The sequence below is a fragment of the Streptomyces adustus genome, from assembly GCF_009377175.1.
Classification (GTDB): Bacteria; Actinomycetota; Actinomycetes; order Streptomycetales; family Streptomycetaceae; genus Streptomyces; species Streptomyces adustus.
Window position 1 is genome coordinate 1 of sequence record NZ_VJZD01000217.1, and the last position, 16,194, is coordinate 16,194.

At 69.1% G+C, this 16,194-nt stretch carries 13 protein-coding genes; 1 reads left to right on the forward strand and 12 read right to left on the reverse strand.

Annotated elements, in window-relative coordinates; translation table 11 throughout:
* Positions 1–74 precede the first annotated feature (74 nt).
* The 9 genes from rodA to FNH09_RS35740 all read right to left on the reverse strand — a co-directional run bounded on the left by rodA (position 75) and on the right by FNH09_RS35740 (position 11,804).
* The gene (gene rodA / locus FNH09_RS35700; RefSeq protein ID WP_152894037.1) at positions 75–1,271 is read right to left on the reverse strand and encodes a rod shape-determining protein RodA; all 1,197 of its coding nucleotides are present in this window, start codon (positions 1,269–1,271) and stop codon (positions 75–77) included.
* Positions 1,268–3,517, reverse strand: a complete 2,250-nt coding sequence (gene mrdA / locus FNH09_RS35705) for a penicillin-binding protein 2 (RefSeq protein WP_162469601.1) — start codon at positions 3,515–3,517, stop codon at positions 1,268–1,270. Before mrdA ends, rodA begins: the two co-directional genes overlap by 4 nt.
* A gap of 80 nt (positions 3,518–3,597) precedes the next feature.
* Entirely contained in the window at positions 3,598–4,269 is a 672-nt protein-coding gene (gene mreD / locus FNH09_RS35710) for a rod shape-determining protein MreD (protein ID WP_152894038.1), read from the reverse strand.
* A gap of 13 nt (positions 4,270–4,282) precedes the next feature.
* Entirely contained in the window at positions 4,283–5,227 is a 945-nt protein-coding gene (gene mreC / locus FNH09_RS35715; RefSeq protein ID WP_162469602.1) for a rod shape-determining protein MreC, read from the reverse strand.
* Positions 5,228–5,403: 176 nt separating this feature from the next.
* Positions 5,404–6,423: a rod shape-determining protein gene (locus FNH09_RS35720; RefSeq protein ID WP_152894040.1), complete on the reverse strand. Its 1,020-nt coding sequence runs from the start codon at positions 6,421–6,423 to the stop codon at positions 5,404–5,406.
* A gap of 304 nt (positions 6,424–6,727) precedes the next feature.
* On the reverse strand, positions 6,728–7,141 hold the full coding sequence (gene ndk, locus FNH09_RS35725; protein ID WP_162469603.1) for a nucleoside-diphosphate kinase: 414 nt from the start codon (positions 7,139–7,141) through the stop codon (positions 6,728–6,730).
* A 66-nt stretch (positions 7,142–7,207) separates the two neighbouring features.
* Positions 7,208–7,564 (reverse strand): DUF4233 domain-containing protein, encoded by a 357-nt coding sequence (locus FNH09_RS35730; RefSeq protein ID WP_162469604.1) that lies wholly within the window; start codon positions 7,562–7,564, stop codon positions 7,208–7,210.
* 6 nt (positions 7,565–7,570) lie between these two features.
* A complete protein-coding gene (gene folC / locus FNH09_RS35735) occupies positions 7,571–9,091 on the reverse strand; it encodes a bifunctional tetrahydrofolate synthase/dihydrofolate synthase (protein WP_162469605.1) in 1,521 nt (506 codons plus the stop codon).
* A gap of 88 nt (positions 9,092–9,179) precedes the next feature.
* Positions 9,180–11,804, reverse strand: coding sequence for a valine--tRNA ligase (locus FNH09_RS35740; RefSeq protein WP_162469606.1), 2,625 nt, complete (start codon positions 11,802–11,804; stop codon positions 9,180–9,182).
* A 135-nt stretch (positions 11,805–11,939) separates the two neighbouring features.
* Here FNH09_RS35740 and FNH09_RS35745 point away from each other — a divergent pair, with 135 nt between their 5' ends.
* Positions 11,940–12,914: a hypothetical protein gene (locus FNH09_RS35745; RefSeq protein ID WP_152894042.1), complete on the forward strand. Its 975-nt coding sequence runs from the start codon at positions 11,940–11,942 to the stop codon at positions 12,912–12,914.
* 102 nt (positions 12,915–13,016) lie between these two features.
* Here FNH09_RS35745 and clpX read toward each other — a convergent pair whose 3' ends face one another.
* From clpX to FNH09_RS35760, 3 genes are all read right to left on the reverse strand, one after another.
* Positions 13,017–14,303: an ATP-dependent Clp protease ATP-binding subunit ClpX gene (gene clpX, locus FNH09_RS35750; RefSeq protein WP_162469607.1), complete on the reverse strand. Its 1,287-nt coding sequence runs from the start codon at positions 14,301–14,303 to the stop codon at positions 13,017–13,019.
* Between the two features lie 194 nt (positions 14,304–14,497).
* On the reverse strand, positions 14,498–15,178 hold the full coding sequence (locus FNH09_RS35755) for an ATP-dependent Clp protease proteolytic subunit (RefSeq protein ID WP_162469608.1): 681 nt from the start codon (positions 15,176–15,178) through the stop codon (positions 14,498–14,500).
* A gap of 161 nt (positions 15,179–15,339) precedes the next feature.
* Positions 15,340–15,948, reverse strand: a complete 609-nt coding sequence (locus FNH09_RS35760) for an ATP-dependent Clp protease proteolytic subunit (protein WP_152894046.1) — start codon at positions 15,946–15,948, stop codon at positions 15,340–15,342.
* Positions 15,949–16,194: the final 246 nt, after the last annotated feature.

The window sequence follows — 16,194 nt, forward strand, 5'->3', positions numbered from 1 at the left end:
GGCGAGGGCGGGGGCGGTCGCGCTGCTCGCTTCGCCCCCGCCCTCGTCCCCGTCCACGGCGGTGACGCCGGCCGTCAGGCCGACATGGGCCGCTGCACCCTGATCGACTGGAGCAGCCCTATGGCCACCCAGACCGCGAACATCGACGTACCTCCGTACGACACGAACGGCAGCGGCAGACCGGTGACCGGCATGATGCCGAGGGTCATGCCGATGTTCTCGAAGGCCTGGAAGGCGAACCAGGCGACGATCCCGGCGGCGACGACGGTGCCGTACAGCTCGGTCGACTCGCGGGCGATCCGGCAGGCGCGCCACAGGACCACGCCGAGCAGGGCGATGATCAGGCCCGCGCCGACGAAGCCCAGTTCCTCGCCGGCGACCGTGAAGACGAAGTCCGTCTGCTGCTCGGGCACGAACTGGCCGGTGGTCTGCGAGCCGTGGAAGAGGCCCGCTCCGGTCAGGCCGCCGGAGCCGATCGCGATCCGGGCCTGGTTGGTGTTGTAGCCGACGCCCGCGGGGTCGAGCTCGGGGTTGGCGAAGGCCGCGAAGCGGTTGATCTGGTACTCGTCCAGGATGTGCAGCTGCCAGACGGCGACCGCGCCGAGCGTGCCCGCGCCGATCAGGCCGAACACCCAGCGGTTGGAGGCGCCGGAGGCGAGCAGCACGCCCAGCACGATGATGACCATGACCATGACCGAGCCGAGGTCGGGCATGAGCAGCACGATCAGCATCGGGATCGAGGCCAGTCCGAGGGCCTGGAGGACGGTGCGGTGGTCGGGGTACTGCCGGTCGCCCGCGTCGACCCGGGCCGCCAGCAGCATCGCCATGCCCAGGATGATCGTGATCTTCACGAACTCCGAGGGCTGGATCGAGAAGCCGCCGCCGAGCACGATCCACGAGTGCGCGCCGTTGACCGTCGAGCCCAGCGGGGTGAGCACCAGGAGGATCCCGAAGACCGAGGCGCCGTACAGGAGCGGCACGGCCGTGCGCAGGGTGCGGTGGCCGAGCCAGACCGTGCCGATCATCAGGGCGAACCCGATGCCGGTGTTCATCAGGTGCCGGAGCAGGAAGTAGTACGGGTCGCCCTGGTTGATCTGGGTGCGGTTGCGGGTCGCGGAGTAGACGAGCAGCGAGCCGAGGAACGACAGGGCCAGGCCGGCCAGCAGGATCGGCCAGTCGAGTCTGCGGGCCAGCGAGTCACGGGCGAAGACCCGGGTCCAGCCGGCCCGTTCGGGTCCGTAGCCGGAGACGGAGAAGCTGTTTCCGGTCATGTCGGCATCCTCCGGCTTCCCCTGCGGCGCGAGCGCCTGCGGGTGTCACGGTTGCCCGTGCCGGGCGAGGCCGTGGTCGCCGCGGGCTGCGAGTCGTCCGGGGAGGGCGACTGCGTCGGCTCGGCGTGCAGGTCCTTGGCCGGGTCGCGGGAGATCTTGGGGCTGGAGATCGTGCCGTCCGTACGGACCTGGGGCAGGCCCTTCTGCGGGGTGTACAGCAGCGCCTTCTTCTTGTCGATGGCGCCGTCGGCCTGGACCCCGTACAGGGCGCTGTAGATGTTGCGGACGGCCTCACCGGAGGCACCGGAACCGGTACCGGCCTGGGAGATCGTCATGATGATCGCGTAGTCCTTGCTGTACGTCGCCAGCCAGGAGGTGGTCTGCTTGCCGTAGACCTCGGCGGTACCGGTCTTGCCGTGCAGGGCGATCTTGTCCTGCGGCCAGCCGCCGAACTTCCAGGCGGCGGTACCGCGGGTGATGACGCCCGCGAAGGCCTCGTCCATGCCCTTGATGGTGGCCTTGCTGACCGGCAGCTTCCCGTGCGACTTCGGCTTGATCTCCTGGACGGTCTTGCCGTCGGCGCTGATGATCGCCTTGCCGATGGTCGGCGTGTACATCGTGCCGCCGTTGGACACCGCGGAGTAGATGACGGCCTCCTGGATCGGGGTGACGAGGGTGTCGCCCTGACCGATGGAGTAGTTGATCTCGTCACCCTCGCGCATCTTGTTGCCTTCGAGGCAGTTCTCGTACTCGATCTTCTCGACGTACGAGCCGTTCTTCTTGCCGGACTTGCACCAGGCGTCCTTGTTGGCCTTCCAGTAGTTCAGCTTCCACTGGCGGTCGGGGACGCGGCCGGTGACCTCGTTGGGCAGGTCGACGCCGGTCTCCTTGCCGAGGCCGAACTGGTGGGCGGTCTTGAAGAACCAGTCCTTGGGCTGGCCCTTCTTGGGGTTGATGCCGCCGTCCTTCTTCCACTCCCGATCCGCGAGGCCGTAGAAGACGGTGTCGCAGGAGACCTCCAGGGCGCGGCCGAGCGAGATCGGGCCGAAGCTCTCCCCCTCGAAGTTCTTGAAGACCTGGCCGCCGACGGAGTAGGAGCTGGTGCAGGGGTAGCCGCCGTCCCACTCGTAGCCCGCCTGCACGGCGGCGGCGGTGGAGACGACCTTGAACGTCGAACCGGGCGCGGACTGACCCTGTATGGCGCGGTTGAGCAGCGGGTAGTCGGAGTTCTTGCCGGTGAGCTTCTTGTAGTCCTTGGCGGAGATCCCGCCGACCCAGACGTTCGGGTCGTAGGTCGGGGCGGACGCCATGGCGACGATGCGGCCGGTCTTGGCCTCCATCACCACGACCGCGCCGGAGTCGGCCTTGTAGTTCTCGCCGGTGATCTTGTCGAACTGCTGGCGGGCGGTCTTCATCGCCTCGTTCAGCTCGTACTCGGCGACGCGCTGGACGCGGGAGTCAATGCTGGTGACGAGGTTGGAGCCGGACTCGGCGGGGTCGGCCTTCGCCTGGCCGATGACCCGGCCGAGGTTGTCGACCTCGTAGCGGGTGACGCCGGCCTTGCCGCGCAGCTCCTTGTCGTACTGGCGCTCGAGGCCGCTGCGGCCGACCTGGTCGGAGCGCAGGTAGGGCGAGTCGGTGTCCCGGGCCTTGGTGAGCTCGTCGTCGGTGACGGGCGAGAGGTAGCCGAGGACCTGGGCCGCGTTGGACTTGCCGGGTGCCGCGTAGCGGCGCACGGCCTCGGGCTCGGCGGTGATGCCGGGGAAGTCCTCGGCGCGCTCGCGGATCTGGAGGGCCTGCTTGGGGGTGGCCTCGTCGGTGATGGGGATCGGCTGGTAGGGCGAGCCGTTCCAGCACGGCTGGGGCGTCTCGGCGTCGCACAGCCGGACCTTCTGCATGACCTCCGTGGCGTCCAGACCGAGGACGCCCGCGAGCTTGGCGAGGACGGCCTTGCCGTCGTCCTTCTGCTTCAGCAGGTCGGTGCGGGAGGCGGAGACCACGAGCCGGGTCTCGTTGTCGGCGAGGGCCACTCCGCGCGCGTCCAGGATCGAGCCGCGCACGGCGGGCTGGACGACCTGCTGGACGTGGTTGCCGGAGGCCTCCTTGGCGTACGCCTCGCCCTCCCGGATCTGGAGGTACCACAGCCGGCCGCCGAGGGTGCCGAGCAGGGAGAGGACGAGGATCTGGATCACGACGAGCCGGATCTGGACGCGTGGTGTCCGTCCGGTCTCGGGAATGTTGGTCACGGTGGTTGGCTCCCCCTCTCAGTGTGTCTCTGAGTCATATACGACGGACCTGTGCGGCCCTGCGACCAACTGCCGTCCGGTCACAGTCGCTTGACCCCCTTGATGCGGCCGGCGCGCGCGGTGCGGGCCCTGGCCGCCTTCACGCGCAGCCCGTTGCGCTGGCCGCCGATGCGCAGGCCGGTGCCCGAGGACAGCCAGCCGGAGGAGATGTCGGTGCCCTTCCCGGGCGAGTTCGCGTCGGCCAGCGGATCGTTCTCGGCCCGCCGGGCCAGCCACATGACGCCGGGGACGACGAACGGGGCGAGCAGCAGGTCGTAGAGGGCGGCGCTGAACAGCAGGCTGCCCAGGCCGACATGGCGGGCGGCCGTGTCGCCGACGAGGCCTCCGACCAGGGCGTACAGCAGGGTGGAGCCGATCGCGGCGGCGACCACCACGGCCATCGGGCCGGTGGCCGACTTCAGTCGGCCGTTCTCCGGTCTGACGAGGCCCGCGAGGTAGCCGATGACGCACAGCACCAGGGCGTAGCGTCCGGCGGCGTGGTCGGCCGGCGGGGCGAGGTCGGCGAGCAGGCCCGCGCCGAAGCCGATGAGGGCGCCGCCCACATGGCCGTACACGATGGCCAGGCCCAGCACGGTGAGCAGCAGCAGGTCGGGGACGGCGCCCGGGAGGTGGAGCCGGGCGAGAACGCTCACCTGGAGCACCAGGGCGACGACGACCAACGCCGTGGAGAGCAGGATCCGGTTGACGCGCATGGGGATTCAGCTCCTACTGCTGCTCGGTCTGGCCGTCGGCGGGCGCGTTCGCGGACGGTGTGATGGTGATGGTCACCGTCGGCGTGGGAACGGGCTTGGGCTTCTTCGGAAGCACCGTGTCGCGCGGGTCCTTGGCCGGGGCCTGGACGACGACGCCGACGATGTCGAGCTTGGTGAAGCTGACGTACGGCGTGACGTAGAGGGTGCGGGTGAGATCGCCGCCGGAGGGGTCGACGCGGGAGACCACGCCGACCGGGACGCCCGGCACGAAGGGCTTGTCGGCCTCCGAGCCGAAGGTGACCAGGCGGTCGCCCTTCTTCACCTCGGCCTTGCCGTTGAGGAGTTCCACGCGCAGCGGGCGGTCGCCCTGCCCGGAGGCGAAGCCGAGCTCGTCGGAGTTCTCCATGCGGGTGCCGACGGTGAAGTCGGGGTCGTTGGCTAGCAGGACGGTCGCGGTGTCCGGGCCGACGGTGGTGACCCGGCCGACCAGGCCGTCTCCGTTCAGGACGGTCATGTCGCGCCGGATGCCGTCGTTGGCGCCGACGTCGATGGTGACGGTCCAGGAGAAGCCCTGGGCCGCTCCTATCGCGATGACCTCGGCGCCCTTGATGCCGTACTGGCCGGTGCCCGCCATCTTCAGCATGTTGTCGAGCTGCCTGAGGCGACTGGTGTTGCGGTCGTCGCTGCCGAGCTTCGCCTTGAGCGCCGCGTTCTCCTTCTCCATAAGGGCGAGCCGGTCGTGGCGCTCGTCGGAGTCGCGGACGGCGGAGACCGCGTTGCCGACCGGGTCGACCACCGACGACACCCCGTTCTCGATCGGGCCGAAGACCGTGGCCGCGGCGTGTCGGGCGCCTTCGACCGGGGAGTCCTCCCCGCCGCGGATGTCCACCGTGATCAGCGCGAACGCGATGGCGATCAGCAGCACCAGGAGCAGCCGACTCTCTCGTGTGTCCCTCACGTGCGGCGGCCGTGCCTTCCTCATAGGAATACGGGCAGAAATGGGATGAAACCCGGGAACCCCGAGGAACCCCCCAAGGTTCCGGGAGAGGCTCGTTCGGGGGAGTCTGTGTCGCTGTGCCGACGGCCCGCCGTACGAGAGGAGAACGTCTCGTACGGCGGGGCCGAAGGGTCACGTCATCTGCGCGGCGCGGCGTCCAGGACCTGCTGGAGGGCCTCGAACTCCTCGACGCACTTGCCGGAACCGAGCGCCACGCTGTCCAGCGGGTCCTCGGCGATGTGGATCGGCATACCGGTCTCGCGGCGCAGCCGCTCGTCCAGACCGCGCAGCAGGGCGCCGCCGCCGGTCAGCACGATGCCCCGGTCCATGATGTCGCCGGAGAGCTCCGGCGGGCACTTGTCGAGAGTGGTCTTGACCGCGTCGACGATCGCGTTGACCGGCTCCTCGATCGCCTTGCGGACCTCGGCCGCCGAGATGACGACGGTCTTCGGCAGCCCGGACACCAGGTCCCGGCCGCGGATTTCGGTGTGCTCGTCAGCGTCGAGGTCGTACGCCGAACCGATCGTGATCTTGATCTGTTCGGCCGTGCGCTCACCCAGCAGGAGGGAGTACTCCTTCTTGATGTACTGGATGATCGCGTTGTCCAGCTCGTCACCCGCGACACGGATGGACTGGGCGGTGACGATACCGCCGAGCGAGATGACCGCGACCTCCGTGGTGCCGCCGCCGATGTCCACCACCATGTTGCCCGTGGCCTCGTGGACCGGCAGGCCGGAACCGATGGCCGCCGCCATGGGCTCCTCGATGATGTGCACCTGACGGGCGCCGGCCTGGGTCGACGCCTCGATGACGGCGCGGCGCTCGACTCCCGTGATGCCCGAGGGCACACAGACGACGACCCGCGGACGAGCCAGATACCGCCGCTTGTGGATCTTCAGAATGAAGTAGCGGAGCATCCGCTCGGTGATCTCGAAGTCGGCGATCACGCCGTCCTTCAGCGGACGGACGGCAACGATGTTGCCAGGTGTGCGCCCGATCATCTTCTTCGCTTCGGCGCCGACCGCGAGGATGCCACCTGTGTTGGTGTTGATCGCGACGACGGACGGCTCGTTGAGTACGATCCCGCGACCCCTGACGTACACCAGCGTGTTGGCGGTCCCGAGGTCGACAGCCATGTCACGGCCGATGAACGACATTGAGTTCCCCATCAGGATTCGACTGGCCTTCCTGCTGGCTTTTGAGGGCTTTTCAGGTCGGCGAGGTGGGTGCTGTGACGTGAAGGGTTACATCGTAGACGCGCCTGCACGAACACTGCGCGAGGGTCTTCGCCATTGTCATCAGATGCGCGGCCGTCTCGCCCCCGGAGACGGCCCATCGGAGGCACACGTTCCCCCGATCGGCACGCATATGCCGAAGGACGGCCGAAAATGCACGGCCGTCCCAGGTCAGGCGGGCTGGGAGACCTGACGGCCCCTCAAAAAGTAGTCCGAAAATTTATTCTCAGGCACGGCCCGGAAAGAAGATCTTCACCTCGCGTTCGGCGGACTCCTCGGAGTCCGAGGCGTGGATCAGGTTCTCCCGGACGATGACACCGAAGTCACCACGGATGGAGCCGGGGGCCGCGGCGATCGGGTCGGTCGGACCGGCCAGCGCCCGCACGCCCTCGATGACCCGCTCGCCCTCGACGATCAGGGCCACGATCGGACCGGACGCCATGAACTCGACCAGCGGCTCGTAGAAGGGCTTGCCCTTGTGCTCCCCGTAGTGCAGCTCCAGGGTCTCCTGGTCCAGCGTGCGCAGCTCCAGCGCGGTGATCTGCCAGCCGGCCTTGCGCTCGATACGGCCGATGATCTCGCCGGTCAGGCCGCGACGGACGGCGTCGGGCTTGAGCAGGACGAGGGTGCGCTGGGTCACGGGAGGACTCCTTCTTGCTGCCGGGTGTGCGGTGGGATGAGGTTACAGGGCGTGTTCGGACGACCGTCACGCAGCGTCAGCCGCGGACGGCTCCGCCTGCGCCGCGAATCTCGCCTTCGCCTCGTCGATCTTCCGCCCGTAGTGCACCGAGGCCCACCACAGCGCCGCGAACAGCACCCCGAGGAAGAACATCGTCGGCACGACGAGACCGGAGGCGATCAGCGCGATCTGGAGCGCCCAGCCCAGGGCGACCCCGCCGGGCCGGGTCACCATGCCGCACAGCACCACGCACAGGAACATCGCGATGCCGCTGACCGTCCACACGGTCGACATCGACAGGTCGGGATCCTTCATCGCGACCAGACCGGCGAAGCCGATCACGAAGACCTCGCCGATCAAGGTCGAGGAACAGAGCGTACGCACGGACAGTCAGTCCCTTCCCAGGAGCAGCAGCCGGGCCTCGCCGACCGTGATGACGGAACCGGTGACGAGCACACCGCCGCCGGAGAACTCGCCCTCCTCCTCGGCCAGCGTGATCGCGGCCTCCAGGGCGTCGGGCAGCCGCGGTTCGACCTGGACGCGCTCGTCGCCGAACACCTCGACGGCGATCGCGGCGAGTTCGTCGGCGTCCATCGAGCGATGGCTGGAGTTCTGCGTGACGACGATCTCCGCGAAGATCGGCTCGAAGGCCTCCAGGAGCCCGCGCACATCCTTGTCGCCGCTGGCCCCGACCACGCCGATCAGCCGGCTGAAGTCGAACGCCTCGCCGATCGCCTCGGCCGTGACCTGCGCGCCCGCCGGGTTGTGCGCCGCGTCCAGGACGACCGTGGGCGACTGCCGTACGACTTCGAGCCGGCCGGGCGAGGTGACGGCCGCGAAGGCCTTGCGGACGGTGTCCGGGTCCAGCGTCTCCGCGCGCTGCGAACCGACGCCGAAGAACGCCTCGACGGCGGCGAGCGCGACGGCCGCGTTGTGCGCCTGGTGGGCGCCGTGCAGGGGCAGATACACCTCGGGGTACTCGCCGCCCAGCCCGCGCAGGGTGAGCAGCTGCCCGCCGACGGCGACCTGCCGGGCCACCACGCCGAACTCCAGGCCCTCCCGGGCCACCGTGGCGTCCACCTCGACGGCCTTCTTCAGCAGCACCTGCGCCGCGTCGACCGGCTGCTGGGCCAGGATGACCGTGGCCCCCTGCTTGACGATGCCGGCCTTCTCGGCGGCGATCTCGCCGGGCGTCGCGCCGAGCCGGTCGGTGTGGTCCAGCGAGATGGGGGTGACCACGGCGACGTCACCGTCGATGACGTTGGTGGCGTCCCAGCTGCCGCCCATGCCCACCTCGACCACGGCGACGTCCACCGGCGCGTCCGCGAAGGCCGCGTACGCCATGCCGGTCAGCACCTCGAAGAAGGACAGCCGGTACTCCTGTTGGGCGTCGACCATCTCGACGTACGGCTTGATGTCCTGGTACGTCTCCACGAACCGCTCGGCGGGGATCGGACCGCCGTCCATGCTGATGCGTTCGGTGATCGACTGCACGTGCGGGGAGGTGTAGCGGCCGGTGCGCAGCTCGAAGGCGCCGAGCAGGGCCTCGATCATGCGTGCGGTGGAGGTCTTGCCGTTCGTCCCGGTGATGTGGATCGACGGGTACGCCCGCTGCGGGTCCCCGAGGACGTCCATCAGCGCGGAGATCCGGGTGACGGACGGCTCCAGCTTGGTCTCGCCCCAGCGGGTCGCGAGCTCCGTCTCGACCTCGCGCAGGGCCCGGTCGACCTCGGGGTCCTCGGGCCGGGCCGGCACGTCGGGCTGCGGCGGCCCGCCCTGGGTGCGCAGGGTACGGCTGCCGGCCTCGATCACCGCGAGGTCCGGGTCGCGGTCCGTCTCCGCCTCGACGATCTCCTCGAAGGGGTCGCGGGCGTCGGGCTGATCACTGCTGTCTGGAGGGAGCTCGCTCACGCCGCCAGTCTACGGAGCATGACCGACAGACGCGGACGAAGGCCCCCGGAACGAGTGGTTCCGGGGGCCTTCGTGGAGATACGGGCCGTCAGGCCGCCGGGAGGCGGTCCAGCTGGGCCTGGATGCGGGCGATGTCCTCGTCCGCCTTGGCCAGCCGGGTGCGGATCTTGTCGACCACGTTGTCCGGGGCCTTGGCGAGGAACGCCTCGTTGCCGAGCTTGGCGTTCGCCTGGGCCTTCTCCTTCTCGGCGGCGGCCAGGTCCTTCGCGAGCCGCTTGCGCTCGGCGGCCACGTCGATCGTGCCGGACAGGTCGAGCGCCACCTCGGCGCCCGCGACCGGCAGCGTCGCCGTGGTGGTGAAGGCGTCGCCCTCCGGCTGGAGCCGCAGCAGCTGGCGGATCGCCGCCTCGTGCGGGGCGAACGGCGTGCCGTCGAGGGTCAGCCGGGCCGGGACCCGCTGGCCGGGCTGGAGACCCTGGTCGGCACGGAAGCGCCGGACCTCGGTGATGACCGACTGGAGGCTCTCGATCTCCCGCTCCGCCTCGGCGTCACGGAATCCGCTGTCCGTGGGCCACTCGGCCACGACGACCGACTCGCCGCCCGTGAGGGTGGTCCAGAGGGTCTCGGTGACGAACGGGACCACCGGGTGCAGCAGCCGCAGCGTGACGTCGAGGACCTCGCCGAGGACGCGCTTGCTGACCTCGGCCGGCTCGCCGCCCGCCTGGAACGTCGTCTTGGACAGCTCGACGTACCAGTCGAAGACCTCGTCCCAGGCGAAGTGGAACAGCGCGTCCGACAGCTTGGCGAACTGGAAGTCCTCGTAGAGCGCGTCGACTTCGGCGACGACCGCGTTCAGCCGGGACAGGATCCAGCGGTCGGTCGCCGACATGGCGGACGCGTCCGGCAGCGGGCCGTCGACCGTAGCGCCGTTCATCAGCGCGAAGCGGGTGGCGTTCCAGATCTTGTTGGCGAAGTTGCGCGAGCCCTGGACCCAGTCCTCGCCGATCGGGACGTCGACGCCCGGGTTGGCGCCACGGGCCAGGGTGAAGCGCAGCGCGTCGCTGCCGTACTTGTCCATCCAGTCCAGCGGGTTGACCGCGTTGCCGAAGGACTTCGACATCTTCTTGCCGAACTGGTCGCGGACCATGCCGTGCAGGGCGATGGTGTGGAACGGCGGGGTGCCGTCCATCGCGTACAGGCCGAACATCATCATCCGGGCGACCCAGAAGAAGAGGATGTCGTAGCCGGTGACCAGGACGGAGTTCGGGTAGAACTTCGCGAGGCTCTCGGTCTGCTCGGGCCAGCCCATCGTGGAGAACGGCCACAGGCCGGAGGAGAACCAGGTGTCCAGGACGTCGGTGTCCTGGTGCCAGCCCTCGCCGGCCGGGGGCTCCTCGTTCGGGCCGACGCAGACGATCTCTCCGTTCGGGCCGTACCAGACCGGAATGCGGTGGCCCCACCACAGCTGGCGCGAGATGCACCAGTCGTGCAGGTTGTCGACCCAGTCGAAGTACCGCTTCTCCATCTCCTGCGGGTGGATCTTGACCTTGCCGTCGCGGACCGCGTCACCGGCGGCCTTCGCGAGCGGGCCGACCTTGACCCACCACTGCATCGACAGGCGCGGCTCGATGGTGGTCTTGCAGCGCGAGCAGTGGCCGACGGAGTGGACGTACGGGCGCTTCTCGGCGACGATCCGGCCCTCGGCGCGCAGCGCGGCGACGATCGCCGAGCGGGCCTCGAAGCGGTCCAGACCCTGGAACGGGCCGTGCACGGTGATGATCGCGTGCTCGTCCATGACCGTGATGGCGGGCAGGTCGTGCCGCTGGCCGATCTCGAAGTCGTTCGGGTCGTGGGCCGGGGTGACCTTGACGGCGCCCGTGCCGAACTCGGGGTCGACGTGCTCGTCGGCGACGACCGGGATGGAACGGTCGGTCAGCGGCAGCTTGATGAGCTTGCCGACCAGGTGCTTGTAGCGCTCGTCCTCGGGGTGGACGGCGACGGCGGTGTCGCCCAGCATCGTCTCGGCGCGGGTGGTGGCGACGACGATCGTCTCCTCGCCCTCCCCGTACTTCATCGAGACGAGTTCGCCGTCGTCGTCCTGGTACTCGACCTCGATGTCGGAGATCGCGGTCAGACAGCGCGGGCACCAGTTGATGATGCGCTCGGCGCGGTAGATCAGCTCGTCGTCGTAGAGCCGCTTGAAGATGGTCTGGACGGCCTGGGAGAGACCCTCGTCCATGGTGAAGCGCTCGCGCGACCAGGCGACACCGTCGCCGAGGCGGCGCATCTGGCCGGAGATCTGCCCGCCGGACTCGGCCTTCCACTGCCAGACGCGCTCGACGAACGCCTCCCGGCCGAGGTCGTGCCGGGACTTGCCCTCCTTGCCGAGCTCACGCTCGACGACGTTCTGCGTGGCGATGCCGGCGTGGTCCATGCCCGGCTGCCACAGCGTCTCGTGGCCCTGCATGCGCTTGCGGCGGGTGAGGGCGTCGATGAGCGTGTGCTCGAAGGCGTGCCCGAGGTGCAGGCTGCCGGTGACGTTCGGCGGCGGGATGACGACGGTGTACGCGGGCTTGTCGCTCTTGGCGTCCGCCTCGAAGTAACCCCGCTCTACCCAGCGCTCGTACAGCGGCCCCTCTACGTCGGCCGGCGCGTACTGGGTCGGCAGTTCGGTGTGGGTCGCTGATGGCTGCTGCTGAGCGTTGTCGGTCACGGGGTCAGTTTAGGGGTGTCACACGGTGGTCCCGAAACGCATTTGGTCTGTAACGGTGGCGCCCCCGACGCCATGAGGTGGCTGTGCCTGGGACAGGATGTCAGGAACACATAAGCTCTGGAGGGGAACCCAGTAATGAGTCACAACCAGCCGGGCCCGTACGGCGGGCAGCCCCAGCAGCCCGGACCGTACGGTCAGCCGGGTCCCTACGGCCAGCCCGGCCCGTACGGCCAGCCGCCGCAGGCCCCTCAGCCCGGCTACGGATACCCCCAGCAGACTCCGCCCGCCCAGCCCGGCTACGGCTACCCGCAGCAGCCCCCGCAGGGTGTGCCGCAGCAGCCGAACGCCTACGGCCAGCAGCCGCCCTACGGGCAGCCCCCGTACGGCCAGCAGCCCTACGGCGTCCCGCAGCCGCCCGCCCCCGGCGGTGGCGGCAAGAAGACGGCGATCATCCTGGGCGCCGTGGCGGCCGCGGCCGCGATCGCGGTGGTGGCGTACCTGGCGCTCGGCGGCAGCGGAAGCGGCGGCTCGGACATCGCCGACGACGGCCCGCACAAGCTCACCACGCCGGCGACGGTGCTCACGGACTACAAGAAGTCCGCCGGCGTCGACAGCGGCGGCTTCGACAAGAGCGACGTCAAGGACGCCGAGAAGCACGGCGTGAAGAACGCCAAGGACGTGCACGCCGGTTACCAGTCCGGCAGCGAGACCAACTACCTGGCCATGAAGATGGTCAACTTCATGGGCGTGTACGGCGAGATCGACGACCCGGAGGCGGTCGTCGACGCGATGTTCGCCGACATGAAGAAGAACGCGGGCGCCGACGAGGGCGAGGTCGTCGGCAGCCCGAAGGCCTACACGCCGGCGGGTCTCGACGGCGCGGTCCTCAAGTGCCAGGAGACCAAGGTCAAGGGCGACGACTCGTCGTCCGGCGCGGCGGCCGGGCCGAGCGAGATCAGCATGCCGGTGTGCATCTGGGGCGACCACAGCACGCTGGGCGTCTTCATCCACATCGACATGGCGGACGCGATGTCCGGCAAGGCCGCCGACCTGACGGGCGCCGCCGACCTGACGGCGAAGTTCCGCAGCCAGGTACGCGTCAAGGCCTGAGCCTGCTCCGGCGGGCCCGGGAGGGCCCGGGAGGGCCCGCCGCGACGGCGAAGGGGCCCCGGTCTGCCGACCGGGGCCCCTTCCTCGTACGCGGTACGGCGGTTACGCCGTCTTCTGCTCCCCCGGGCCGCGGCCGCGGACGTCGCGCGGGATCAGCGTCGGGTTCACGTTCGAGTGGACGACGTCCGCCGTGATGACGACACGTGCCACGTCCTTGCGGGACGGGACCTCGTACATCACCGACATGAGGACTTCCTCCATGATGGCGCGCAGACCGCGTGCGCCGGTCTGGCGGAGGATCGCCTGGTCGGCGATGGCCTCCAGCGCCTCCCGCTCGAAGTCCAGCTCCACGCCGTCGAGTTCGAACAGGCGCTGGTACTGCTTCACGAGCGCGTTGCGGGGCTCGACCAGGATCTGGAGCAGCGCCTCGCGGTCGAGGTTGTGCACCGAGGTGATGACCGGCAGACGGCCGATGAACTCGGGGATCATGCCGAACTTGACCAGGTCCTCGGGCATGACGTCCTCGAACTGGTCCTTGGCCTCCAGCTCGCGCTTGGAGCGGATCGTCGCGCCGAAGCCGATGCCCTTGGCGCCGGCCCGGGACTCGATGAGCTTCTCCAGGCCCGCGAAGGCGCCGCCCACGATGAACAGGACGTTCGTCGTGTCGATCTGGATGAACTCCTGGTGCGGGTGCTTGCGGCCGCCCTGCGGCGGGACCGAGGCCGTCGTGCCTTCCAGGATCTTCAGCAGCGCCTGCTGCACACCCTCGCCGCTCACGTCACGCGTGATCGACGGGTTCTCGCTCTTGCGCGCGACCTTGTCGATCTCGTCGATGTAGATGATCCCGGTCTCGGCCTTCTTGACGTCGTAGTCGGCCGCCTGGATCAGCTTGAGCAGGATGTTCTCGACGTCCTCGCCGACATAGCCGGCCTCCGTCAGCGCCGTCGCGTCCGCGATGGCGAACGGGACGTTGAGCATGCGGGCGAGGGTCTGCGCGAGGAGCGTCTTGCCGGAGCCCGTGGGGCCCAGCAGAAGGATGTTGGACTTCGCCAACTCGATGGCGTCCTCGCGGCTTTGACCGCCGCCGTTCTCACCGGCCTGGACCCGCTTGTAGTGGTTGTACACCGCGACGGACAAGGCCTTCTTGGCCGCGTCCTGGCCTACGACGTACCCCTCGAGGAACTCGAAGATCTCGCGGGGCTTGGGGAGTTCCTCCCAGCGCACCTCGCTCGTCTCCGCAAGCTCTTCCTCGATGATCTCGTTGCAGAGATCGATGCACTCGTCGCAGATGTACACACCGGGGCCTGCGATGAGCTTCTTGACCTGCTTCTGGCTCTTGCCGCAGAACGAGCACTTGAGCAGATCGCCGCCGTCACCGATGCGTGCCACGGTGTGCTTCCCCTTCGCCTGGGAGACGCCTGGACTCTTACGAGTCCAGCGGCTCCTGGTGCTGCCTTATGTCCGACGGTACCTTGCCGAGCCCCCCGTTCGGGCCCCCCTTGGCACGGTTCACTTTGTCGTGCACCTTGCCGCGCACGGCGTGCGATCCTGCCAAGGGGCGGCAGACGATACATGCCTGAGCGTCAGCGGACGCTGCTGTTGTTCATCTTCCGGGTGGAGATGATCTGGTCGACCAGGCCGTACGCGAGCGCGTCCTCGGCCGTGAGGATCTTGTCGCGCTCGATGTCCTCGCGGATCTTCTCGATCGGCGTGGTGGAGTGCTTGGCCAGCATCTCCTCCAGCTGCGCGCGCATCCGCAGGATCTCGTTCGCGGCGATCTCGAGGTCCGAGACCTGGCCGCGGCCGGTCTCGCTGTAGGGCTGGTGGATCAGCACGCGCGCGTTCGGCAGGGCCATGCGCTTGCCCGGCGTACCGGCCGCGAGGAGGATCGCCGCGGCGGACGCCGCCTGGCCCATGCAGACGGTCTGGATGTCCGGCTTCACGAACTGCATGGTGTCGTAAATCGCAGTCAGCGCGGTGAAGGAGCCGCCGGGGCTGTTGATGTAGACCGAGATGTCACGGTCGGGGTCCATCGACTCCAGGCACAGCAGCTGCGCCATGACGTCGTTGGCGGAGGCGTCGTCGATCTGCACGCCGAGGAAGATCACGCGCTCCTCGAAGAGCTTCGCGTACGGGTCGTACTCGCGGATGCCCTGGGAGGTGCGCTCCACGAAGCGCGGGATGACGTAGCGGGACTCGGCCGAGGGCCCGGTGTACTGGGCGCGCGCACCGTCGTAGAGGCTGCTGCCGGGGAAGTCGTTCACGGTGTCTCCTGAGAGGGGCTGGGGCGGTGGCTGACGGCTGAAACGGCGTACGGCCCCAAAGAGGGACCAAGCCCTGTCAACGGACCCGCACAGGGCCGCCAGGGGACCACGACGGGCCACCCATGGAAGCCGGGCGTAGTACGGGCCCGAATGGGCCCTTACTACGCCGCTCCGGTACCGCCGCCGCCCGGCATGCCGGCGGCCGTCGGGATGACGTCGTCGATGAGGCCGTACTCCTTGGCCTCGAAGGCGTCGAACCAGCGGTCGCGGTCCGAGTCGCGGGTGACCTGCTCGACCGACTGACCGGTGTGCTGGGAGGTCAGCTCGGCCATGCGCTTCTTGGTGTGCAGCAGCCGCTCGGCGTGGATCTTGATGTCGGAGGCCGAGCCGGCCAGGCCCGCGGAGGGCTGGTGGATCAGGATCTCGGCGTTCGGCAGCGCGAAGCGCTTGCCGGGCGTGCCCGCGCTGAGCAGGAACTGGCCCATGGAGGCCGCGAGGCCCATGGCGATGGTCACCACGTCGTTCTTGATGAACTGCATCGTGTCGTAGATCGCCATGCCGGCGGTGATCGAACCGCCCGGGCTGTTGATGTACAGATAAATGTCCTTGTCCGGATCGGCGGCCAGGAGAAGGAGCTGTGCGGTGATCTTGTTCGCGATGTCGTCGTCGACCGGCTGGCCGAGGAAGATGATCCGCTCGTTGAGCAGCCGGTTGTAGACCTGGTCGCCGAGGCCACCACCGATGGAAGGCTCGCCGGCGGCGGAGGGCATCAGATTCGTCACGTATCCACCTGCTCGTCTTACGACGGCGCCGGGCCGTCTCACGTGTACTGCCGGGGCTCAGGGCCGTCCGGCCGTTTCCGGGGACTCCCCTGCCCTCGTACTCATGGACCCTAACGCGCGGGTCCCTTCGGGGAATCCCGCAAAGGGAACTGTTCGCTGTGAGCGCAGGTCGCCCGCCCGGCCGGGGCGGAATGCGGGCGGCGGGGGCCTTCCACGGCGCCTGCGGCGGTGGGG

Coding starts and splice junctions, on each gene's coding strand:
- FNH09_RS35760 (WP_152894046.1), bottom strand. CDS start 15,948: ATGCCCTCCGCCGCCGGCGAGCCTTCCATCGGTGGTGGCCTCGGCGAC.
- mreD (WP_152894038.1), bottom strand. CDS start 4,269: ATGCGCGTCAACCGGATCCTGCTCTCCACGGCGTTGGTCGTCGTCGCC.
- FNH09_RS35745 (WP_152894042.1), top strand. CDS start 11,940: ATGAGTCACAACCAGCCGGGCCCGTACGGCGGGCAGCCCCAGCAGCCC.
- FNH09_RS35720 (WP_152894040.1), bottom strand. CDS start 6,423: ATGTCGTTCATCGGCCGTGACATGGCTGTCGACCTCGGGACCGCCAAC.
- rodA (WP_152894037.1), bottom strand. CDS start 1,271: ATGACCGGAAACAGCTTCTCCGTCTCCGGCTACGGACCCGAACGGGCC.